This is a genomic window from Streptomyces sp. NPDC056169 (genome assembly GCF_042268445.1).
Lineage (GTDB): Bacteria > Actinomycetota > Actinomycetes > Streptomycetales > Streptomycetaceae > Streptomyces.
This window is the reverse complement of the sequence record NZ_JBHJUO010000009.1, coordinates 16,464-38,227: the sequence shown is the minus strand read 5'-3', so window position 1 is coordinate 38,227 and position 21,764 is coordinate 16,464. Positions and strand designations below refer to the sequence as shown.

Genomic DNA, 21,764 nt, shown 5'->3' with positions numbered 1-21,764 from the left:
GAGAAACGATGAGCCAGACCCCGAGGACGGCGAAGAAGACGGCGAAGGCGCCGGCGAAGGGGCCGGCGAAGAGCACGGCAGAGCAGCAGGTCACGGAGCACGCCGCCGACAGCCACGACACGATCCGCGTGCTCGGCGCGCGCGAGAACAACCTCAAGGACATCAGCATCGAGATCCCGAAGCGCCGGCTCACGGTCTTCACGGGCGTCTCCGGCTCGGGCAAGAGCTCCCTGGTGTTCGACACGATCGCCGCGGAGTCCCAGCGACTGATCAACGAGACGTACAGCGCCTTCGTCCAGGGCTTCATGCCGACCCTCGCGCGGCCGGAGGTCGACGTCCTCGAAGGCCTGACGACCGCGATCATCGTCGACCAGCAGCGGATGGGCGCCGACCCCCGCTCCACCGTCGGCACCGCCACCGACGCCAACGCGATGCTGCGCATCCTCTTCAGCCGCCTCGGGAAGCCCCACATCGGCCCGCCCAGCGCCTACGCCTTCAACGTCCCCTCGGTCCGCGCGAGCGGAGCGATCACCGTCGAGCGAGGCGACAAGAAGGCCGTCCGGGCGGACTTCGAGCGCACCGGCGGCATGTGTCCGCGCTGCGAGGGCCGGGGCTCCGTCTCCGACATCGACCTCACCCAGCTCTACGACGACTCCAAGTCGCTCGACGAGGGCGCGCTCACCATCCCCGGCTACACCCCGGGCGGCTGGAACTACCGCCTCTACAGCGAGTCGGGCCTCGTCGACCCGGCCAAGCCGATCCGCAAGTACACCAAGAAGGAACTGCACGCCTTCCTCCACCACGAGCCGACCCGCATGAAGATCGCGGGCATCAACATGACCTACGAGGGGCTGATCCCGCGGATCCAGAAGTCCTTCCTGGCCAAGGACAAGGAGGGCATGCAGCCGCACATCCGGGCGTTCGTCGACCGGGCGGTCACCTTCACCAGCTGCCCCGAGTGCGACGGCACCCGTCTCAGCGAGGGGGCCCGGGCCTCGAAGATCAAGAAGGTCAGCATCGCCGACGCCTGCGCCATGCAGATCAGCGACCTGGCCGAGTGGGTCCGCGGACTCGACGAGCCCTCGGTGGCACCGCTGCTCACCGCCCTCGGGGACACCCTCGACTCGTTCGTGGAGATCGGCCTCGGCTACCTCTCGCTCGACCGGCCCGCGGGCACTCTGTCGGGCGGCGAGGCGCAGCGCGTCAAGATGATCCGGCACCTCGGCTCCTCGCTGACCGACGTCACGTACGTCTTCGACGAGCCGACGATCGGCCTGCACCCCCACGACATCCAGCGGATGAACGACCTGCTGCTGCGCCTGCGCGACAAGGGCAACACGGTGCTGGTCGTGGAGCACAAGCCGGAGACCATCGCGATCGCCGACCACGTCGTCGACCTCGGCCCCGGCGCCGGTACGGGCGGTGGCACCGTCTGCTTCGAGGGCACCGTCGACGGGCTGCGGGCGGGCGACACCATCACCGGCCGGCACTTCGACGACCGGTCCTCCGTCAAGGAGACGGTACGGACGCCCACCGGCACGCTGGAGATCCGCGGCGCGTCGGCGCACAACCTCCGCGACGTCGACGTCGACATCCCGCTCGGCGTCCTCGCGGTCGTCACCGGAGTCGCCGGCTCCGGCAAGAGCTCGCTCGTACACGGCTCGATCCCGCCCGGCGAGGACGTCGTCTCCGTCGACCAGGGCGCCATCCGCGGCTCGCGCCGGAGCAACCCCGCGACGTACACCGGGCTGCTCGAACCGATCCGCAAGGCGTTCGCCAAGGCCAACGGCGTGAAGCCGGCGCTGTTCAGCGCCAACTCCGAGGGCGCCTGCCCGACCTGCAACGGCGCGGGCGTCATCTACACCGACCTGGGGATGATGGCCGGGGTCGCGAGCACCTGCGAGGAGTGCGAGGGCCGGCGGTTCCAGGCCTCCGTCCTGGAGTACCACCTCGGCGGCAAGGACATCAGCGAGGTGCTCGCGATGTCGGTGACCGAGGCCGAGGAGTTCTTCGGCGACGGCGACGCGCGCACGCCGGCCGCGCACAAGATCCTCGAACGGCTCGCCGACGTCGGCCTCGGCTACCTCAGCCTCGGTCAGCCGCTCACGACCCTGTCCGGCGGCGAGCGGCAACGGCTCAAGCTGGCCACGCACATGGGCGACAAGGGCGGGATCTACGTCCTCGACGAGCCGACCACCGGTCTGCACCTCGCCGACGTCGAGCAGCTCCTCGGCCTGCTCGACCGTCTCGTCGACTCCGGGAAGTCGGTCATCGTCGTCGAGCACCACCAGGCGGTCATGGCCCACGCCGACTGGATCATCGACCTCGGCCCCGGCGCCGGCCACGACGGCGGCACCATCGTCTTCGAGGGCCCGCCCGCGAAGCTCGTCGCCGACCGCTCCACCCTCACCGGCGAACACCTCGCCGCCTACGTGGGCGCCTGACCGAACGTCCCGTCCCAGGGGGTGGGCGGCGGGGGGGCCGGGGCCCCCCCCCCCCGGCGGCAGGGGGGCCCCCCCGCCCGCCGGCGCCCCCCCGCCCCCCCCCGGGGGGGCCCGGCCGCCGCCCGGCCCACCCCCCTCCGGCGTCGTCAGGCGGCCCGGCCGGCCGTCCTGCGCCGCCAGGCCCACAGCGCGAGCGCCGCCGCGCAGGCCGAGCCCACCAGGGCCAGCGGAAGCCCGGCCGACGGGCCCTCCCCCGAGGAGTCCTCGGCGGACGCGGACGCCGCCTCGGCCCCGGCACGCGGAGCTCCGCCGGCCGCCACGGAGACGGCCTCCTCCGCGCGGCCACCGTCCCGTCCCGCCGTCACGGCCCGGGTGCCCGCCTCGGCCGCGGCCTTCGTCCGGCCCGGCAGCAGCGAGCCCACCGGCTCCACCCGCCCCGCGGCCTCGAAGCCCCAGTCGAGCAGCTCGCGGGCCTCCTCGTAGACGGCGAGCCCGCCGCCGCCCTGCGGGTTCATCACCGAGACGACCAGCGTCCGGTCGCCCCGGCGCGCGGCGGAGATCAGCGTGTTGCCGGCGTTCGTCGTGTAGCCGTTCTTGATCCCGAGGAGCCCCGGGTAGCGGGCGACGCCGTCCGCGCCCGTGAGGAGACGGTTGGTGTTGGCGATGCCGTACGTCCAGGAACCCGCGGGGAAGTCCGCGTACGGCGTGGAGCAGTACCGGGTGAACGCGGGGTCCTGGAGCCCGGCCCGCCCGAAGACCGCGAGGTCGAACGCGGAGGACACCTGCCCGGGCGCGTCGTACCCGTCGGGGGAGACGACATGGGTGTCCCGGGCGCCGAGGGACCGGGCCTTCTCCTGCATCTGCCCGGACATCCCGTCCCAGCCGCCGTTCATCGCGGCGAGGACGTGCACGGCGTCGTTGCCCGAGCTGAGGAAGACCCCGTTCCACAGGTCCGACACCTTGTACGTGTACCCCTCCTTGACTCCGACGAGGCTGCTGCCCGCCCCGATCCCGGTCAGCTCGGAATCGGCCACGGTGTGCTGCTCGGAGGGGTCGTGGTGGGGGAGCGCCGTGAGCGCGAAGAGCGCCTTGAGGGTGCTGGCCGGCGGCAGCTTCCGGTGGGCGTTCCGCGCGGCGAGCACCTCGCCCGAGGACGCGTCCGCGACCACCCACGAGAGCGCGGAGAGCTCCGGCGTGGAGGGCGCGCCCGGCAGCCGCTCCACCTGCGTGCCCTGGCGGTGGAGCCGCGCCGGGTCGACGAACCGGGGCGCGGGGGGAGTCGGCTCCTCCACGGAGGATCCGGGCGAGAGGGGAGGAGCGGGGGAGGCCGTGGCCGCCGGAGCGGACAGCACGAACAGCAGCGCCGCGGTACCGGCGGCAGCATGACGGACAGCTGACGTGACGATCATTCAGTCACCGTAGGGAGGAGGTGCGTCCCGCGCAGGACGGAGTGCGCCGACCGGCGTAGAGGTTCCGGCGGACGGCCGCACGGCGTGCGCCCGCCCGGGGGAGGACGGGACCGCACGGCCACCCGCATCCGCTGTCCGAGCCACAGGGCATCCTGGTGACGTGCCCTCACACCCGAACCAGAACAACGCCGTTCCGGCCGGCAGCGCCGACGCCCCACCCGGAGGAGCCCCACCCGCAGGAACGCCGGAGGCCGGAGCGCCGCCCACCGCCGTGCCTCCCGGCGCCGTGCCTCCCACCGCAGTGCCGCCTGCCGCCCTGCCGCCCGCCGAAGGGGCCACCCGGCCGGTGCCCGGTCCCGCGCGGGCCCCGGGAAGCCCGGCCGGCGGGCCCTTCGGCGCGCCCGCGTTCCGGACCGACCGGCAGCCCCGCACCGCCCCCGCGGGCCACATGATCGTCTGCGGGGACGACGCCCTCGCCCACCGCCTCGCGGGCGAACTACACGGGGTGTACGGAGAGCGGGTCACCCTCCTCGTACCGGTACGGCCCGACGCCCCGCGCACCCCCACCGCCCGCACCGGCAGGGCCCTCGCCCTCTTCGGACGCGTCACCGCCGCCGTCACCCGCACCACCGGCGGCGCCACCGCCACCGCGGCCGGGACCACGGGCGCGGCCGGCGGCGACCAGGACGGCGCCGAGCCGACCGGCACGCTGCGGGTCGTCGAGGCCGCGGAGGCCGACGACCGGGCCCTGGTGGACGCCGGAGTCGAGCGCGCCGCCGCGCTCGCCCTCGTCCACGAGGACGACGAGACCAACATCCGGGCCGCGCTCACCGCCCGCCGCCTCAACCCCCGGCTGCGCCTGGTCATCCGGCTCTACAACCGCAAGCTCGGCCAGCACCTCGAAACCCTCCTCGACCAGGCCGCGGCCGTCGCCGAACCGGGCCTCGACCCCGAGAAGCTCGACGCCGCCACCACCGTCCTCTCCGATGTCGACACCGCCGCCCCGGGGCTCACCGCGGCGGCCGTCGCGGGCACCAGCAAGGTCGTCCAGGCGGGCGGACTCCTGCTGCACGCCGTCGAGCGGACGCCGCCCGCGGGCGAGGCCCCCGACCCCGGCCGGTGCACGCTCGCGCTGCTGTCCGCCACGGCCGGCGACCCGGCGGGCTGCGAGGGCTCCGAGCGCAGCGGCGACGAGGGCCCGCGCCTCCTGCCGGACGACCGTACGGTGGCCGCCGCCACCGGCCGGGCCGCCGTCACCCTCGAAGCGGTCACCTCGGCCGCCCCGACCCTCCCGGCCGGCCGCTTCGGCGCCTCCGGGCTGCCCGTCGCCTCGCTCTTCTCCCGCCGCCTGCGCTGGTCCCTCGGCGGGGCGGCCGCCGCCGTCCTCGCCCTGGCCCTCGCCTCCACCTTCACCACCGGCGACCACCCCCTGCACGCCGCCTATCTGACGCTCCTCGACGTCTTCGCCATCGGCGACCCGGCCGTCGGCGAGCCGACCGGCCGTCAGGTCCTCCAGATCCTCGCCGGGTTCGTCGGACTGCTCCTGCTGCCCGTGATCGTCGCCGCCCTCCTCGAAGGCCTCGGGACCTTCCGCACGGCGACCACACTGCGCCGGCCGCCCCGCGGACTCTCCGGCCACGTCGTCCTCCTCGGCCTCGGCAAGGTCGGCACCCGGGTCCTCGCCCGGCTCCGCCGGATGGACATCCCCGTCGTGTGCGTCGAGTCCGACCCGGAGGCGCGCGGCGTCGCCGTCGCCCGGCGGCTGCGCGTCCCCACCGTCATCGGCGACGTCACGGAGGAAGGCGTCCTGGAGGCCGCCCGCATCCACCGGGCCCACGCCCTCCTCGCCCTGACCAGCGTCGACATCACCAACCTGGAGGCCGCGCTCTCCGCCCGCTCCGTCGCCCCCGACCTGCGGGTCGTGCTCCGCCTGTACGACGACGACTTCGCCACCGCCGTCTACCGCACCCTGCGCACCGCCCACCCCGAGGCGCTCACCCGCAGCCGCAGCGTCTCCCACCTCGCCGCGCCCGCCTTCGCCGGGGCCATGATGGGCCGCCAGGTCCTCGGTGCCGTCCCCGTCGAGCGCCGGGTCCTGCTCTTCGCCGCCGTCGACGTCGCGGACCATCCGCTCCTGGAGGACCGCACGGTCGCCGAGGCCTTCACGCCGGGAGCCTGGCGGGTCATCGCCCTCGACCGGACCGCCCCCGCGTACGGCACCCGGTACGGCACCGGGGCCGCGGCCCGGGGCCAGGACTGGCGCCTCGCCCCTGAGCGCGTCCTCGGCCCGTCCGACCGGGTGATCGTGGCCGCGACCCGCCGGGGCCTGGCCGAACTCCTCGGCCGCGGGGCCGCGACGGGCCGTGGCGCCGCGACGGGCCGCGGGGCCGCGACGGACCGCAGGGCCGCGACGGGCCGCGCCGCCGCCGTCCGTACACCGGACAACTCCGTACAACCACCGTCGGGTTGACCGTAGGATCTGACCGCTCGCGTGCCGCACCGGCCCGCCTCCGCAGTCAGGAGTGCCTTCCGTGAACACCCCGCACAGTGCCGCCCCCGGCCGGCCGCCGCACCGCATGGACCCGGCCGGCGGCTGCCCGCACGCGGCCAACGCCCGGCTCCTCGCCGAGGGCGCCGTGACCCCGGTGGTCCTGCCCGGCGACATCGAGGGCATGGCCGTGCTCGGCCACGACGCCCTCCGTGACTTCCTCTCCCACCCCGACGTCGCCAAGGGCCCCCAGCACTTCACCGCCCTCGCCGAGGGCCGGATACCCGACGGCTGGCCCCTGCGCACCTTCGCCACCGTGCCGGGCATGATCACCGCGGACGGCGCCGACCACCGCCGCTTGCGCGCCCTGGTCAGCAGCGCCTTCACCGCACGCCGGGTCGAGGAGCTCCGCCCGCGCGTCGAGGCCGTCACGGCGGGGCTCCTCGACGGACTCGCCGAGGCGGCCGGGACCGGCGGCGGCGTCGCCGACCTGCGCCGCCACTACGCGCTCCCGCTGCCCCTCGGGGTCATCTGCGAACTCTTCGGCGTCGACCCCGCCCACCAGGACCGGCTGCACCACCTCTCCAGCCTCGTCGTCGCCACCGACACCGAGCCCGCACAGGCCGTCGCCGCCAACCGCGAACTCGTGGAGCTCCTCGCCTCCATCGCCGGCGACAAGGCCCGCGCACCCGGCGACGACCTCACCAGCGCCCTCATCGCCGCCCGGGACGAGGGCGGCGACCGGCTGAGCCAGCCCGAGCTGATCGGCACCCTGCTCCTGATGATCGTCGCGGGCCACGAGACCACGCTGAACCTCGTCACCAACGCCGTACGGGCCCTCTGCGGCCACCGCGAGCAGCTCGCCCTCGTCCTCGAAGGCCGGGCCGCGTGGGCGGACGTGGTGGAGGAGACCCTGCGCTGGGACAGCCCGGTCAGCTACTTCCCGTTCCGCTACCCCACCCGCGACCTCACGGTCGACGGCACCCTCATCCCCCGGGGCACCCCCGTCCTCGCCGGCTACTCGGCGGCGGGTCGCGACGCGAAGGCGCACGGCCCGGACGCCGACCGCTTCGACATCACCCGCACCTCGGCGGCGAAGCACCTCTCTCTCGGCCACGGCCCCCACTACTGCCTGGGCGCCCCGCTCGCCCGCATGGAGGCCGCGATCGCCCTGGAGGCGCTCTTCACCCGCTTCCCCGACCTGGACCTGGCCGTCCCGGAGGCCGAGCTGACCCGCCACTCCGGCTTCGTCGGCAACAGCGTCCGGGCGCTCCCGGTCCGCCCGACCCCCTGACGGACACCCCTACCCGGTCCTTCCCCAGGCGTTCGCGGGGGAGGCCCGCAGCGAGGAGACGAGGCGCAGTAGTCGGTCCTCGTTCCCCGAGAGGCCCGCCGCGCGAAGCGCCTCGTCGGCCTCCGCCATCGGATGGGTGAGCATCATCCCGGCGTACGGGGCGAGCTGCGGGTCGGTCAGCACGGCCTGCGTGGACTCGAGCAGCCGCAGGTACGCCTGGGCCGCCGCGCGCTCGTTGGCGGTCATCGTGGTCATGTCGGGCTCCCTCTCGACAGTCTGCGCTCACCACCCTCTCGCACGGGTCTGACAACGGGGGGTCAGGCTTGTGTGCCGAGGTGCTCCGCCAGCCGTTCCAGGAAGACCCGCTGGCCGGCGACGAGCAGCGGAGCGGCCGTCTCCGGGGCGAACCAGCCGACCCGGTCGATCTCCGGGAACTCCTCGTGGACACCGGACCGGGGCGGCCATTCCATGGTGAAGGTGCCCGGCACCACCGCCGCCGGGTCGAGGTCACCCTCGACCGCCCAGACGGTGACGGTCTTCCCGCTGCGCTGCCGCGCCTCCCCGAGGTCGATCCAGGTGCCCTCGGGGGCCGGCAGCCCCAGCTCCTCCAGGAACTCCCGCCGCGCCGCCGCCTCGGGTGGCTCGTCCGGCTCGTACTCCCCCTTGGGAATCGACCAGGCCTCCCGCTCCCGGGAGGCCCAGAAGGGCCCGCCCATGTGGCCGATGAGGACCTCGACTCCGCTGTCCGCCGTCCGACGGAAGACCAGAAGACCCGCACTGCGCTTGTCCGACATACGGCCAAGTCTGACGGAACGACACCCGGAATCGGAGGTTCCGGTGCAACACCCCACATCCCGTTCAGGTGTACGTGGTTGACCCATCGAACGGCTTGCCTTCCGCGTGAGCGTCCTGAAAGCCTTCGTTCGATTCGGCTGTCGCAGCAGCAACAACGGAGGCAGAACCGCATGTCCCCCCCACACATCCCCCCGCACGTCCCGGACCCGTAGGGCCCGGGCGTGGCTGACCGCCGCCACCGCGGTCACGCTGGCTCTGACCGGTCTGTCGGCCCCGGCCCACGCCGGGGAGACGGCCGCGCCGTCGGGGCTTCAGGAACCGCAGGCGACGGTGAGCGCCGTGGCACCCGTGGGTGCCCTGGGATGGACCGGGCCCGGCGGGGCCGCCGACCCCTCGGACTTCACCCTGCAGGCCGGCGCGATGAACGGGACGACCGCCGAGCGCGTCGCCCGCCTCGACGGCGTCCTGCCCAAGTCGGGCGTGTCGAAGCTCCTCGCCGACGCCAACCGCACCGTGAACACGACGTCGTGCGCCCGTGACCCGTTCGGCACGGCTCCGGCTCCGGCCCTCAAGTGGTGCCTGGAGAACGACGACTCGACCTCGCGCGAGTGGATCCCGCAGGCCATGACCGGCGTCTCGGACGCCGCGGACAACGAGCAGTACGGCACCGGCAACGACACGAACATCCAGCTCTATGCGTCCTACGACAACTGGGACCCGGGACGCGACAGCAACGGGAACGAGGTCGGCGACTGCAGTGCCGACGAGTTGAAGGCGAACGACGCCTGCAGCCAGAAGGGCGTGCGGGTCTCCTTCGTGCAGCGCCGCGCCGACGGCACGGTGAAGTACCGGCACGTGCTGCTGGGCTGGGCGTACGAGAACGGTGCCGACCACATCTCCTTCGACGGCGTGCACGCCTCCGAGGGCTCGACGGTCCCGAACCCGGACAAGGAGATGCAGAACGGCCTGCACGCGGGCGGCATGGTCTGGTACGGCCACTACCTCTACGTCGCCGACACCCGCAACGGCATCCGGATCTTCGACATGGAGAAGATCATGGACCTGGATCCCAACGGGGACGGCAAGGCCGGTGACGCGATGGGCGCGGACACCGACGGGGTGCAGACCACGTCCAACGTCGAGGACAAGACGAAGGTCGGCCGCGACAACAACGTCTGGTACAGCTTCGGCTACCGCTACGTCATGCCGCAGGTGGCCGCCTGGAAGTTCAAGGTCGACCAGACCAACCCCACGGGTACGTTCAAGTGCGTGAGCACGGGCGCCCCGAAGGCGTCCTACCTGTCGCTCGACCGCAGCACGACCCCGGACCGGCTGATCATGGGCGAGTACTGCCGTCCGGAGAGCGGCTACCCCTCGCCCGGCCGCATCGCCTCGTTCCCCGTCAAGAGCCTGGAGAACCGTTCCGGCGAGGTGGCGGCCGAGGGCTGGGCCAACTACCTGCCGATGACGGACGGCGGGGCCCAGGGCGCGCTCGCGATGGGCGACAAGCTGTACGTCAACCAGAGCGCCGGTCACAACAGTCCGGGCAACCTGTGGCGCTACAAGTGGAGCAACGGCGCGCTGGTGTCCAACGGCAGCGCGATCAAGACCGCCACGGGCGCCGAGGACCTCTACTACGAACGCGGCGCGCAGCGCCTGTGGTCGGTCTCCGTGCACTACGGCCCTGCGGTGAACGCCGAGGCCCTTGAGGACGGCGAGTCGGCGAAGTGCCTGGGCCTCGTGTGCGAGCGCGTTCTCTACGCCCACAGCAAGGCGCAGCTGGACGCCCCGTAGTCCGGCCCCGCCCTCGCCGACCCCGCCCTCGCCGACCCCGTCCTCGGCGGCCCAGCCCTCGGCGGCATCGGCCCCACTTGCATCGGCCCCACCGGCATCGGCCCCACCGGCATCGGCCCCCGCCGCGCGGATCGCGCGTGGCGGGAGCCGATGCCGTTCCCCTCCGGATCAGGGGTACTCCGCCGCGCCGACCACGACCGGTCCGCCCGCCAGGTCCACGCCGCTCGTCCACTCCGGCCCGAGCCGCACCGAACGCCAGGGCACGAGCTCCCCGCGCAGCCGCTCCCGCCGGAGCGGGACGCCCTCCTGGGCGACGGTCAGGAGCGGTCGTACGAGACGCCGGTCCGGTCGGACGAGCAGGGGGACGGACGCCGGGCCGAGGAGACCGGGTGTCACCCACCGCAGGGGCCCCTCCGTCAGCACCGGCACTCCCGCGGCGGCCCGGGGCACCCCGGCGAGCAGGTCGAGGACGGCGGCGGCGACCGCCCGGCCCTCGGCGGCGGCCACCGGCGCCGGCTCCACCCCGCGCAGCAGGTTGCCGACCGCGAAGACCCCCGGCTCGGCCGTGCGGTACCCGTCGTCCGTGACGGGCCCGCGGGTCCCCGGCGCCGGTGCCAGACCGCGCGCCCGGGCCAGCTCGTGATCGGGGATCCAGTCCCCGGTGAACACCACGGTGTCGCAGCGCAGCACGGACGTCCGCCCGTCCCGGCCCCGGACCGCCACCCCGGTCAGCCGGCCCCGGCCGAGCAGCTCGGCCACCGCCGTCCGGGTCAGGACGGGTACGGCTCCGAACCCGGCTGCCGCGCGCGGCAGTTCGGTGACGACCGCGGCCACGTCCACGCCCGCCGCGCGCAGCGCCCGTACCGCGTGCCGGGCCACCGGCTCACCGCCGACGACCACCGCCCGCCGCCCGACGCGCTCGCGCACGTCCCCGTCGCGCGGCCCGAACAGCCTCACCGTCTGCTGGAGTTCGCCCGTGGTGAGAACCCTGGACGGCCGGGAGCCCGGTACGAGCCGGGCGCTGCGCGGTCGCTCGCGGGCCCCCGTCGCGAGGACCACGGCGCGCGCCCGGATCCGTTCGAGCCCGGTCGGCGCGGTGACGTCGAGGGTGAGCGGCCCGGCCCAGCCGGTCGCGGAGACCCCGGTACGGACCACGGCTCCGGCGCGCAGCGCCGCCCGGACCGTGCGGCGCGCGTACGCCGGGCCGTCGAGCGGCCGCCCCCGGTGGTCCGCGCCGAAACCGGGATGCCCGCAGTGCCGCGGTACGCCGCCGGCCGTGCGCTCCCGCTCCAGCACCTCGACGCGTCCCGCGCCCGCCGCGGCGAGCCGCGCGGCGGCGGCGAGCCCGGCTGGCCCCGCGCCGACGACGAGCACGTCGACCGTCCGGCTCACCGGAACCCCCTGCGCCGAACCTCCGTTGACCTGCCCCTCCTTCACCGCGACTCCCGCCCCCGCCCGTACTCCTCGCTCAGCGCCCGTACCTCCGCGCCGCAGAAGTGGCCCTGGCACCGCCCGCCCCGGGCGCGCGTCCGGCGCCGCAGTCCGTCCGGGCCCGCCGGGGGGATCGTCGACGCGTACGCGGCCCGGATCTCGCCCCGCGTCACCCGCTCGCAGTGGCAGACGACCGCGCCGAACTCGGGGTCCTTGGCGATGAGTTGCGCGTCGCGGTACGGGCGGGGGAAGGCCTCGCCGAGATTCGGCATGCGGACGGGGGCGAGCGGACGCTCGGGCCCGGGGGCGAGCCCGCAGTCCGCGAGGAGTCCGAGGACGTGCTCGGCGAGCGCGAGGGAGGCGGTGAGCCCGGTGGAGCGGATGCCGCCCACCGTGACGTATCGCAGCGCGGGATGGGCCGCGCACCGGTAGTCCTCCTGCCCGGTCGCGGCCCGCAGACCCGCGTAGACTGCCGTGACCTCCTCGTCGAGCAGCGCGGGAAGGATGCGTCCGCCCTGCTCGCGGAGGCCGGCGAGCCCCTCCGCCGTCGTGCCGGTGGCGCTCTTGTCGTCGAGGTCCTCGGCGGTGGGTCCGAGCATGACGTTCCCGTACACCGTGGGCGAGACGAGCACGCCCTTGCCGAGCGGCCCGGGGACCGGGAGCAGGATGTGGCGGACCAGGTCACGGGCGAACTTGTCGAAGACGAGCAGCTGGCCCCGGCGGGGGGTGACGGCGAAGTCGTGGCGGTCGAGCAGTGCGTCGAAGGCGTCCGCGTGGAGCCCGCAGGCGTTCACCAGGTACCGGGTCCGCAGCACCCCGCGCCCGGTGACGAGCCGGTGCCACGGATCGCCCGTACGCACCTTCTCCACCCGGCAGTTGAGGTGGAGGTCGACTCCGGAGCGGACGGCCTGCGTCGCGTATGCGAGGGTGGTCGTCCACGGGCAGATCACCGATTCGCCGGGAACGGCGAGCGCGGCGAGCGCCCCCGGGCCCAAGTGGGGCTCACGGGACCGGAGTTCCTCGGCGGACAGCATCCGGGTGGTGCGGTGGCCGTTGCGCTCGGCCTTCTCCGCGAGCCGGGGGAGCGTGGCGAGCTGCTGCTCGTCCCAGGCGACGAGCAGCGCGCCGAGCGGCTCGACGGGAATCCCCGCCTCGCCGGCGAACGCGCCGAGCAGCCGGTGCCCCTCGCGGACGAGGCGGGCTTCGAGCGTGCCCGGGACGGCGTCGAAACCGGTGTGCAGGATGGCGGTGTTGGCCTTGGACGTACCGTCGCCGACGTCGTTCGCGGCCTCCACGAGCGCGACCCGCAGCGGGTGGCGGGCCAGGGCGCGGGCGATGGCGCAGCCCACGACCCCCGCCCCGACGACCACGACGTCGTACTCGGCTTCCTGCTCCGAGGACAGCGGGCCGGTGCGCGTGACGCTCATCCGGCGCTGCCCGCGCCGGCATTTCCGGGATTCCCCGCGCCGGCGCTCCCGGCGTCCCCCGGGCCGGTGCTCGCGGCGTCGCCCGGACCTGTACGCCCGCCACCCCCCGCCCCGCCGCGGCCGCTGCCGCGGTCGACGAGTACCGACACCTCCGCGCGGAACGCGGCCAGCCGTGCGGCGGCCTCGTCGGCCGGGATGCGGGGCTCGTAGACGGCCGAGGGCTTCCACTCCGGGACCGCCTCGCGGAGCGTGAGCCCCGGGTGGCGGCCGAGCCGGGCCACCGCGCCCACCCCGAGGGCCGTGGCATCGGGCAACGACGAGACCTCGACGGGCAGTTGCAGCAGATCGGCCTGGGTCTGCATGAGCAGCGCGGACCGGGTCAGGCCCCCGTCCGCGCGCAGCGAGGTCAGCGGTGCGCCCCGGTCGGAGGCGACCGCCGCGGCGAGCTCCACCACCTGGGCGGCGATGCCCTCGCACAGCGCGCGGACCAGATGGCCGGGGGAGGTGTCCAGACCGAGCCCGGTGAGCGAGCCGCGCACGTCCCCCCGCCACCACGGCGCGGCGAGGCCGGCGAGCGCGGGCACGAAGGTGACCCCGCCGGTGTCCGGCACACCGCCGCCGACCGCGTCGATCTCCTCCGCCCCGGCGAGGACGCCCAGGTCGGTGAGCCAGCGGACCGCCGAGGCGACGGTGTACACCTGGCCGTCCAGGCAGTGGGCGACGCGCCCGCCGAGCCGCCAGGCGACACAGCTCACCAGGCCGGAGGTGCCGCGCCGGGGCTCGGGCCCGGTCTGCGCGAGGAGGAAGGCGCCCGTGCCGTAGGTGCACTTGGCGGCGGCCGGGTCGCTCGCGCTCTGCGCGAGCAGGGCGGCCTGCTGGTCGACGAGGAGGCCGGTCAGCGGCAGCGGCGGGCCGAAGGCCGTCGTCGTGCCGACCGGGGTGTCGCAGTCCACCACCCGGGGCAGCCGCTCGCCGCCCAGGCCGTACAGGTCGAGGGCCGTCTCCGACCAGGCGACCGTGTCCAGATCCAGCAGTCCGGTGCGTCCGGCGGTCGCCGCGTCGGTGACGAAAGCGCCCGTCAGCCGGTGGACGAGCCAGGAGTCGCTGGTGGTGACCACCCCGGCGCCGGTGGCGTGACGGCGGATCCAGGCCATCTTGGGTGCGGCGAAGTAAGGGTCCACGGGCAGGCCGGTGAGATGGCGCAGCTGCTCGGCGTGGTCGTCGAGCCCGTCGCAGACGGAGGCGGCCCGGCGGTCCTGCCAGACGAGCGCGTCCGTGAGGGGCTCGCCGGTGGCGGGGTCCCAGGCGAGGACGGTCTCGCCCTGGTTGGCGAGACCCACGGCCGTGACCGGGGTGCCCGCCTCGGCCAGTGCCGCCCGGCCGGCCGCGACGACGGAGTCGTACAGCTCACGCGGGTCGACCTCGACCAGACCGCCCGGGAGGTACCGGGGCCGGACCGGGGCCGTGCCCGTGCCGATCACCCCGCGCTCCGGGCAGAGGACGAGCGCCTTCGTGCCCGAGGTGCCCTGGTCGACGGCGAGTACCGGGCCGCCCGTCATTGCGCTGCTCCCGTCGCAGGATCGGAGGGTGATCGTCCGATCACCGAAAAGGGTCAGGGTGCCGCTGTCCGGGCCCGGCGTCAAGCATCGGCGGCCGACACCGTCAGGTCGAACCTGCCTTCCTGACAGCAAGTCAAATTCAGTCGCTGGCTTAATAGTTACTGTCGCCCAGAAGAGTGGACTGGTCGAGTCCAGTGCCCTCTATAGTGATCGCCGATCAACGGCAGGAAGGCCGTCGGGGGACTGACCACCCCCCTCCATCCACCGAGGAACCATGTCGCCCACACCAGGATCCACGCCAGGCCCCACACCAGGCCCCACCCCCTGATGGCCGCTCAGGGCTTCCGTCCCGTCTACCACCCCGCGGGACACGACCACGCCCTGCGGGGTGCCGTCCAGGACCTGCGCACCGGCCGCTGGGTGGCCATGGCCCGGCTGCTCGACGAGACGTCGGGCTGGGACGGCTGGACCCGGCGCACCCAGGTGCTCGCCGCCGTCGCCGCGGGCACCGACGTCGTCCACACCTGGCGCACCGAACAGCCCGGGAGCATCGCCGCCACCGTGATGCACAGCCGTGTCGCCGTGGAGCGGGCCGTCCGCGCCCACCGCGCCGGCCACGCCCGCACCCGCGAACTCTGGCAGGAGGCCTGGACCGGCTGCCGCGAGGCCGCCGAACTGGCCCCCGCCGACCCCGTGCCCTGGGTCGGCCTCCTCGCGCTCGCCGCCCTCGACGGACGCCAGCGCATGGCGGAGCACCGGCTCTCCCCGCCGGCGCCCATGCTGGCCCCCGGCCCCTGGGGCCTGCTCGCCGAGGCGGAGAAACGCGACCCGTACAACCGCGAAGCGCACCACCGCATGCTCCAGTTCGTCTACGCCCGCAGCCCCGGACCGCTCTCCGAGGCCGTCAACTACGCCCAGTGGGCCGCCACGTCCGCCCCCGTCGGCTCCGCCCTGCACGCCCTCCCGCTCTACGTGCGCGTCGAGCGCTACCGGCGCGAGCGCGGCCACGAGCGCGCCCTCGACCTGCACTGGGTCGCCGAGGACGCCGTCCGCGACGCCGAGCGCGCCCTGGACACCTGGTTCTTCTTCTGTGCCACCGAAGAGGCCTCCCTGCTCGACCTCAACTACCTGGCGCACGCCCTCTACGGAGCCCTCCGCTTCGACGACGCGGCCCGGGTCTTCAAGGCACTCGGCCCGTACTACGCGACGCTGCCGTGGGCCTACCGCACCGACCGGCCGGACGACCGGGCCCACGCGGAGGACGTCTTCCTGCGCGCCCGGTCCCGCTGTCTCACCGGTTGACGCCCCGCCCGCGGCGCCCCCGTACGCACGACCCCGCTCCTTCCCCCCGCTCACCGCCCGTCCCCGGAGGTACCCATGTCCCGCACCACGGCCCAGTCCGACGCGATACGCAAGCCACCCCCCGCCCAGGACGAGGAGGCGCGGCTCAGAGAGCTCGGCTACCAGCCGGTCCTGGCCCGCCGCATGGGAGGCTTCGGCAACTTCGCGATCAGCTTCTCCGTCATCTCGGTCCTCTCCGGCTGCATGACCCTCTACGGCTTCGGGATGGGCACGGGCGGACCCGCCGTCATGCTCTGGGGCTGGGCGGGCGTCGGCCTCTTCGTCCTCTGCGTCGGCCTCGCCCTCGCCGAGGTGACCAGCGCCTACCCCACCTCCGGCGCCCTCTACTACATGGCGGACCGGCTCGGCGGACGGCGCTGGGGCTGGTACACCGGCTGGCTGAACCTCCTCGGTCTGCTCGGCGCCATCGCCGGCATCGACTACGGAGCCGCGCTCTTCACCGGGGCCTTCCTCAACCTCCAGTGGGGCTTCGAACCCACGGCGGGCTCCACCTTCCTCATCTTCCTCGCGATCCTGCTGCTGCACGCCGCCCTCAACCTCTTCGGCGTCCGCCTGGTCAGCGTCCTCAACTCGGTCAGCGTCTGGTGGCACCTCGCGGGTGTCGCGCTCATCGTCGGCGCGCTCGCGTTCGTCCCCGACCGCCACCAGTCCGTCGACTTCGTCTTCACCGAGTTCGTCAACGACACCGGCTGGGCCAACCCCTTCTACGTCGCCGCGATCGGCCTGCTCCTCGCCCAGTACACCTTCTCGGGCTACGACGCCTCGGCCCACCTCTCCGAGGAGACCTCGAACGCCTCGGTCACCGCCGCCAAGGGCATCGTGCGGGCCATCTGGGTCTCCTGGATCGCCGGCTTCGCGCTCCTCGCCGGACTGAGCTTCGCCATCCAGGACTACGCCGCCACGCAGAACAGCGCCACCGGAGTCCCGCCCGCCCAGATCCTCCTGGACGCCCTCGGCTCCGGCGGCGCCACCGCCCTCCTGCTCGTCGTGATCGTCGCGCAGCTCTTCTGCGGCAACGCCGAGGTCGCCGCCGCGAGCCGCATGGTCTTCGCCTTCAGTCGCGACAACGCCCTTCCCGGCTCGGCGATCTGGCGGAAGGTCAGCGGTCGCACCCAGACCCCGGTCCCGGCCGTCTGGCTCGCCGTCGCCGTGGCGGCGCTGCTCGCCGTCCCCTCGCTGTACTCGGCCACCGCCTACGGCGCGGTCACCGCGATCAACGTCATCGGCATCACGCCCGCCTACGCCATCCCGATCTACCTCCGCCTGCGCGCCGGGAACCGCTTCACCCCCGGACCGTGGAGCCTCGGCCGGTGGAGCAAGCCGATCGGCTGGACCGCCGTCGTGTGGGTGGCCGTGGTGACCGTCCTGTTCTGCCTGCCGCAGAAGTCCCCCGTGACGGTCGACTCCATGAACTACGCCGTGATCGCGCTCGCCGTCGTCCTCGTCCTGGCCAGCGTCTGGTGGTACGTCGCCCGCCGCTCGTACGGCACCCCGACGGCGTACGGAACCGCCCGCGAGGAGGCGGACATCTCGGAGGGCATCGTCTAGCCGCCCTGCCGCTCCCCGGATCCGCCTCGACACCGTGAACCCCCGCACACACGCCGGGGGTTCACGGTGCATCCGGTGTTCACGCCGACGTCCCCGGTGCTCCACCCTCCGTCCGTAGCGTCTCGCCCGTCCGCCAACGCTACCGAGGAGTACTGTGAGCGCTTCCGCTCTGACCGCTCTCGCCGCCGCCGCCCTCGCGGTGGTCACCGCGGCCTCCGCGACCACCCAGCCCGTCCCGGTCGCCGTCACCGCGCGCGTCGAGACGCCCGCCGTGTACGACGACGAGGCGGGCGGCAACGCGAACGCCGACGACCCCGCCGTCTGGGTCGACCCCACGCGTCCCGGCCGCAGCATCGTGATCGGCACGCTCAAGGAGGCCGGGCTCGACGTCTACGGCCTCGACGGCCGCCGGCTCCAGCACATCGCCGCGCCGCAGGCCCCCGGTGAGGACGCCGCACCCGGCCGGTTCAACAACGTCGACATCGTCTACGGCTTCGAACTCGCCGGCCGGAAGACCGACCTGGCCCTGGTCAGCGACCGGGGCCGCGACCGCGTCCGGGCCTACGCCATCGACGCCGCCGCCGTCGCCGCGGGCCGCCCGCCGCTGCGCGACGTGACCGCCGCCGACGTGGCGCCGGTCTTCGCCGGCAGCGAGCCCGAGGTGGACGAGCAGCACACCGCGTACGGTCTCGCCGCGTACAGCGACGACGACGAGGCGTACGTCGTGGTCTCGCGGCGCGAGGAGACGAGCCTGCGCCTGCTCGAACTGGAGGACCGCGGCGGCCGGGTCGGCTACCGCACCGAGGACACCCTCGACCTGCCCGCCTCCTTCACCCTCCCCGACGGCACCTCCTGGCGGCCCTGCGCCGACCCCGGCGAGCGCCCGCAGGTCGAGGGCATGGCCGTCGACCAGGAGGAGCACGTCCTGTACGCGGCCCAGGAGGCCGTCGGCCTCTGGCGCGTCGAGCTCGACGACGCCCGGTTCGAGGCACCCGAACTCCTCGACAGGGTCCGTGAGTACGGCACCCCGTGGACGTACGACACCGCCGAGGAGGAGTGCGTCCTCGACACCGCCCACGACCCCGGTTTCGGCGGCGAGCACCTGAGCGCCGACGCCGAGGGCGTCACCGTCTACCACGCCGGCGACGGCGCGGGCTATGTCCTCGCCTCCAGCCAGGGCGACAACACCTTCGCCGCCTACGACCGTGAGGGTGACAACTCCTACCTCGGCTCGTTCGCGATCGGCGACGGCGCCGCCACCGACGGGGTGCAGCACTCCGACGGCAGCACCGTGGTCAACGTCCCGCTCGGCCGGAACTTCCCCCGGGGCGTCCTCGTCACCCACGACGGGGAGGCCGCGCCCGCCGACGGCGAACGCGAGAGCACGAACTTCAAGTTCACCCCCTGGGAGTCGGTCGCCCGCGCCTTCCCCCGGCGCCTGATCGTCGACACCGAGTCCTTCGACCCGCGCGACGCCGACTGAGTCGTACGGTCCGGGCAACCGATCCCGGCGCGGCGGCGACCGGTAGGTACGCAACGGCTCTCTTCCCCCCGCAGGAGGACTCGTGCAGTACCGGCAACCGTCCCTCGCCGCCCACCGCTTGACCGCCGCGCTCGCGGCGGGCGTCATGACCTGTGCCGCGCTCACCGCGACCACCGGGACCGCGTCCGCCGCCACTGCGCGGCAGGCCGAACGGCTCGACCGGGGCGTGGTGAGCGTCCACACCGACACCGGGAACCTCGTCAGCTGGCGCTGGCTGGGCACCGACCCGGACTCCGTCGCCTTCAACGTCTACCGGGCCGGCACCAAGGTGAACCCCGCGCCCGTCACGGCGTCCACGAACTTCTTCCACTCCGGCGCGCCGAGCACGGCCGACTACACGGTCCGCGCGGTCGTCGGCGGCGTCGAGCAGGCGGACTCCGTGCACGCCGTGCAGTTCCGCGCCGGCTACAAGGACGTGCCGATCACCCCGCCGGCCGGCGGCACGACCCCCGACGGGGTGGCGTACACCTACGAGGCCAACGACGCCTCCGTCGGCGACCTCGACGGCGACGGCGACCTGGACTTCGTCCTCAAGTGGCAGCCGACGAACGCCAAGGACAACTCGCAGTCCGGATACACCGGCAACACCGTCGTGGACGGCGTCACGCTCGACGGCACCCGGCTGTGGCGGATCGACCTCGGCCGCAACATCCGCTCCGGCGCGCACTACACCCAGTTCCAGGTCTACGACTACGACGGCGACGGCAGGGCCGAGGTGGCCATGAAGACCGCCGACGGGACCGTCGACGGACGCGGCACGGTGATCGGCAGCGCCTCGGCCGACCACCGCAACAGCAGCGGGTACGTCCTGGCGGGCGCCGAGTACCTGACGATGTTCGACGGGCGGACGGGCGCCGCCCTGGGCACCACCGCCTACGTCCCCGCACGCGGCACCGTCTCGTCCTGGGGCGACGCCTACGGCAACCGCGTCGACCGCTTCCTCGCGGCCACCGCGTACCTCGACGGCGCCCGCCCCTCACTGATCATGGCGCGCGGCTACTACACGCGGAGCGTGATCGCCGCCTGGGACTGGCGCGACGGCGCCTTCACCCGCCGGTGGACCTTCGACTCGTCGAGTTCCACGAACACCGGGAAGGGGTACGACGGCCAGGGCTCGCACAGCCTCTCCGTGGGCGACGTGGACGGTGACGGCAAGGACGAGATCGTCTACGGCGCCATGGCCGTGGACGACGACGGCAGCGGCCTGTGGACCACGAGGACGGGCCACGGCGACGCCCAGCACCTCGGCGACCTCGACCCGGGCACGCCGGGCCTGGAGTACTTCAAGGTCTCCGAGTCGTCCTCCCAGCCGGCCGAGCTGTACATCGACCCGGCGAACGGCACCGTCCGCTGGCAGCTCGCGGCCTGCTGCGACAACGGCCGCGGGGTCGCCGGCGACATCTGGGCCGGGAACGACGGAGCAGAGGTGTGGTCCTCGTCCGACACGTCGGTACGGGACGAGGCAGGGGCCACCAAGGGCCGCGAGCCCTCCTCCGCCAACTTCCTGAGCTGGTGGGACGGCGACACCACCCGGGAACTCCTCGACGGGACCCGGATCGACAAGTACGGCCCCGACGGCGAGACCCGGCTCCTCACCGGCGCCTCGGTGGCGTCGAACAACACCACCAAGGCGACGCCCGCGCTCTCCGGGGACATCCTCGGCGACTGGCGGGAGGAGGTCGTGTGGCGCACGAGCGACAACACCGCGCTGCGGATCTACTCGACGCCGTACGAGACGGGGACCCGGATCACGACCCTGCTGCACGACACCATGTACCGCACGGGGCTGGCCTGGCAGAACACCGCCTACAACCAGCCCCCGCACCCGAGCTTCCACATCGGCAGCGGCATGCGGACCCCGCCGAGGCCGCTGATCACGACTCCGTAGGGAGCGGGTCAGGCGCTGAACTCGTAGGTCCAGGCGGTCGATTGCGCCGAGAAGTCGATGTCCGTGATCTCCAGAGCGTGTCCGTGCTGGTCGCTCACCGTCCGGTGGACGACCAGCCGGGCCGCTCCGCCGGCGGCCGTCGTCGCGGCCGGACCGGGCGGGACACCGATCGACTCCCGATGGGTGATCCGCAGCCCCGCCTGGTGCATCCAGTGGTACAGCAGCCGCAGGTCGGGCTGGTGATGGCTGTCCTTGATCCGCCGGTAGCGGGCGAGTTGGGGAATCTCGGCGAGCGCCGGCCGGGAGAACCACGACACGGCCCGCTGGAGCGCGGCCCCCTGGGGCCCGAGCACCAGATGGCGGTGGACGAGCGTCGGCTCGCCGGGGGCGAGCAGCAGCCGGGAGGTGAGCGGTGTGGGCGGTGGCTCCCAGGCGAGCGAGGCCCGCACCAGGGCCTCGCTCACGCGCGGCCCGCCGGGGAAGGTCGGCCGGCGGGCCGTCAGTACGGGGGCGGCGGGGTCGGCGTCCGCCGCCGCCGCGGCGAACGTGCCGCGCCGGTCGGTGACCACGAGGCGCTCGTCCCGCAGGAGCTGGAGGGCGCTGCGGACGGTCTGCCGGTTGACGTGGTAGCGCTGGGACAGGCACCGTTCGGAAGGGAGCCGGCTCCCGGGGGAGATGTGCCGGTTGGCGAGATCCTCGCGCAGCGCGGCGGCGACCCGGAGATAGAGCGGCACTTCCGCCACCTCGGTATCGGGCTCGGCCATGATCAACCCTCTCTCAGC

General features: G+C 74.1%; 15 protein-coding genes. 8 read left to right on the top strand and 7 right to left on the bottom strand.

Annotation, left to right across the window (positions count from 1 at the left end):
- Positions 1 to 8: 8 nt before the first annotated feature.
- A complete protein-coding gene (locus tag ACFC0G_RS16185; protein WP_376403455.1) occupies positions 9 to 2,444 on the top strand; it encodes an ATP-binding cassette domain-containing protein in 2,436 nt (811 codons plus the stop codon).
- 146 nt (positions 2,445 to 2,590) lie between these two features.
- Here ACFC0G_RS16185 and ACFC0G_RS16180 read toward each other — a convergent pair whose 3' ends face one another.
- The gene (locus ACFC0G_RS16180; protein WP_376403452.1) at positions 2,591 to 3,853 is read right to left on the bottom strand and encodes a D-alanyl-D-alanine carboxypeptidase family protein; all 1,263 of its coding nucleotides are present in this window, start codon (positions 3,851 to 3,853) and stop codon (positions 2,591 to 2,593) included.
- Positions 3,854 to 4,301: 448 nt separating this feature from the next.
- On the opposite strand from ACFC0G_RS16180, the gene ACFC0G_RS16175 reads away from it, so the two are divergent.
- Positions 4,302 to 6,323, top strand: coding sequence for an NAD-binding protein (locus ACFC0G_RS16175; RefSeq protein ID WP_376403924.1), 2,022 nt, complete (start codon positions 4,302 to 4,304; stop codon positions 6,321 to 6,323).
- Between the two features lie 106 nt (positions 6,324 to 6,429).
- Positions 6,430 to 7,635, top strand: coding sequence for a cytochrome P450 (locus ACFC0G_RS16170; protein WP_376403922.1), 1,206 nt, complete (start codon positions 6,430 to 6,432; stop codon positions 7,633 to 7,635).
- 9 nt (positions 7,636 to 7,644) lie between these two features.
- Here ACFC0G_RS16170 and ACFC0G_RS16165 read toward each other — a convergent pair whose 3' ends face one another.
- Together ACFC0G_RS16165 and ACFC0G_RS16160 are read right to left on the bottom strand one after the other, a co-directional pair.
- Positions 7,645 to 7,890 carry a hypothetical protein gene (locus tag ACFC0G_RS16165; RefSeq protein ID WP_376403449.1) on the bottom strand — a complete coding sequence of 82 codons (246 nt, stop codon included), beginning with the start codon at positions 7,888 to 7,890 and terminating at the stop codon, positions 7,645 to 7,647.
- A 62-nt stretch (positions 7,891 to 7,952) separates the two neighbouring features.
- Positions 7,953 to 8,429, bottom strand: a complete 477-nt coding sequence (locus tag ACFC0G_RS16160; protein ID WP_376403446.1) for an NUDIX domain-containing protein — start codon at positions 8,427 to 8,429, stop codon at positions 7,953 to 7,955.
- 340 nt (positions 8,430 to 8,769) lie between these two features.
- Between ACFC0G_RS16160 and ACFC0G_RS16155 the strand changes: the two genes are divergently transcribed.
- Entirely contained in the window at positions 8,770 to 10,224 is a 1,455-nt protein-coding gene (locus ACFC0G_RS16155) for a hypothetical protein (RefSeq protein WP_376403443.1), read from the top strand.
- Between the two features lie 168 nt (positions 10,225 to 10,392).
- Here the strand turns inward: ACFC0G_RS16155 and ACFC0G_RS16150 are convergent, their stop codons facing one another.
- Genes ACFC0G_RS16150 through ACFC0G_RS16140 form a run of 3 tightly spaced genes read right to left on the bottom strand, consistent with a single transcriptional unit; the run spans position 10,393 to position 14,641 of the window.
- Complete coding sequence (locus ACFC0G_RS16150; RefSeq protein WP_376403440.1) at positions 10,393 to 11,616, bottom strand: FAD-dependent oxidoreductase; 1,224 nt, start codon at positions 11,614 to 11,616, stop codon at positions 10,393 to 10,395.
- 41 nt (positions 11,617 to 11,657) lie between these two features.
- Positions 11,658 to 13,082 (bottom strand): FAD-dependent oxidoreductase, encoded by a 1,425-nt coding sequence (locus ACFC0G_RS16145; protein ID WP_376403437.1) that lies wholly within the window; start codon positions 13,080 to 13,082, stop codon positions 11,658 to 11,660.
- On the bottom strand, positions 13,079 to 14,641 hold the full coding sequence (locus ACFC0G_RS16140) for an FGGY family carbohydrate kinase (RefSeq protein ID WP_376403434.1): 1,563 nt from the start codon (positions 14,639 to 14,641) through the stop codon (positions 13,079 to 13,081). The genes ACFC0G_RS16145 and ACFC0G_RS16140 overlap by 4 nt, the downstream gene beginning before the upstream one ends.
- A 327-nt stretch (positions 14,642 to 14,968) precedes the next feature.
- Here ACFC0G_RS16140 and ACFC0G_RS16135 point away from each other — a divergent pair, with 327 nt between their 5' ends.
- From ACFC0G_RS16135 to ACFC0G_RS16120, 4 genes are all read left to right on the top strand, one after another.
- Positions 14,969 to 15,943 (top strand): hypothetical protein, encoded by a 975-nt coding sequence (locus ACFC0G_RS16135; RefSeq protein WP_376403431.1) that lies wholly within the window; start codon positions 14,969 to 14,971, stop codon positions 15,941 to 15,943.
- A 75-nt stretch (positions 15,944 to 16,018) separates the two neighbouring features.
- Positions 16,019 to 17,551 carry an amino acid permease gene (locus ACFC0G_RS16130; RefSeq protein ID WP_376403428.1) on the top strand — a complete coding sequence of 511 codons (1,533 nt, stop codon included), beginning with the start codon at positions 16,019 to 16,021 and terminating at the stop codon, positions 17,549 to 17,551.
- 154 nt (positions 17,552 to 17,705) lie between these two features.
- A complete protein-coding gene (locus tag ACFC0G_RS16125) occupies positions 17,706 to 19,034 on the top strand; it encodes a phytase (protein WP_376403425.1) in 1,329 nt (442 codons plus the stop codon).
- A gap of 145 nt (positions 19,035 to 19,179) precedes the next feature.
- On the top strand, positions 19,180 to 20,982 hold the full coding sequence (locus tag ACFC0G_RS16120) for a rhamnogalacturonan lyase (RefSeq protein WP_376403920.1): 1,803 nt from the start codon (positions 19,180 to 19,182) through the stop codon (positions 20,980 to 20,982).
- Positions 20,983 to 20,990: 8 nt separating this feature from the next.
- Here the strand turns inward: ACFC0G_RS16120 and ACFC0G_RS16115 are convergent, their stop codons facing one another.
- A complete protein-coding gene (locus ACFC0G_RS16115) occupies positions 20,991 to 21,746 on the bottom strand; it encodes a GntR family transcriptional regulator (protein ID WP_376403422.1) in 756 nt (251 codons plus the stop codon).
- Positions 21,747 to 21,764: the final 18 nt, after the last annotated feature.

What these genes read in the sequence shown, in the direction of transcription:
- ACFC0G_RS16185 (WP_376403455.1), top strand. Translation starts at nt 9, where the DNA reads ATGAGCCAGACCCCGAGGACGGCGAAGAAGACGGCGAAGGCGCCGGCG.
- ACFC0G_RS16180 (WP_376403452.1), bottom strand. Translation starts at nt 3,853, where the DNA reads ATGATCGTCACGTCAGCTGTCCGTCATGCTGCCGCCGGTACCGCGGCG.
- ACFC0G_RS16175 (WP_376403924.1), top strand. Translation starts at nt 4,302, where the DNA reads ATGATCGTCTGCGGGGACGACGCCCTCGCCCACCGCCTCGCGGGCGAA.
- ACFC0G_RS16170 (WP_376403922.1), top strand. Translation starts at nt 6,430, where the DNA reads ATGGACCCGGCCGGCGGCTGCCCGCACGCGGCCAACGCCCGGCTCCTC.
- ACFC0G_RS16165 (WP_376403449.1), bottom strand. Translation starts at nt 7,890, where the DNA reads ATGACCACGATGACCGCCAACGAGCGCGCGGCGGCCCAGGCGTACCTG.
- ACFC0G_RS16160 (WP_376403446.1), bottom strand. Translation starts at nt 8,429, where the DNA reads ATGTCGGACAAGCGCAGTGCGGGTCTTCTGGTCTTCCGTCGGACGGCG.
- ACFC0G_RS16145 (WP_376403437.1), bottom strand. Translation starts at nt 13,082, where the DNA reads ATGAGCGTCACGCGCACCGGCCCGCTGTCCTCGGAGCAGGAAGCCGAG.
- ACFC0G_RS16140 (WP_376403434.1), bottom strand. Translation starts at nt 14,641, where the DNA reads ATGACGGGCGGCCCGGTACTCGCCGTCGACCAGGGCACCTCGGGCACG.
- ACFC0G_RS16135 (WP_376403431.1), top strand. Translation starts at nt 14,969, where the DNA reads ATGGCCGCTCAGGGCTTCCGTCCCGTCTACCACCCCGCGGGACACGAC.
- ACFC0G_RS16130 (WP_376403428.1), top strand. Translation starts at nt 16,019, where the DNA reads ATGTCCCGCACCACGGCCCAGTCCGACGCGATACGCAAGCCACCCCCC.
- ACFC0G_RS16120 (WP_376403920.1), top strand. Translation starts at nt 19,180, where the DNA reads ATGACCTGTGCCGCGCTCACCGCGACCACCGGGACCGCGTCCGCCGCC.
- ACFC0G_RS16115 (WP_376403422.1), bottom strand. Translation starts at nt 21,746, where the DNA reads ATGGCCGAGCCCGATACCGAGGTGGCGGAAGTGCCGCTCTATCTCCGG.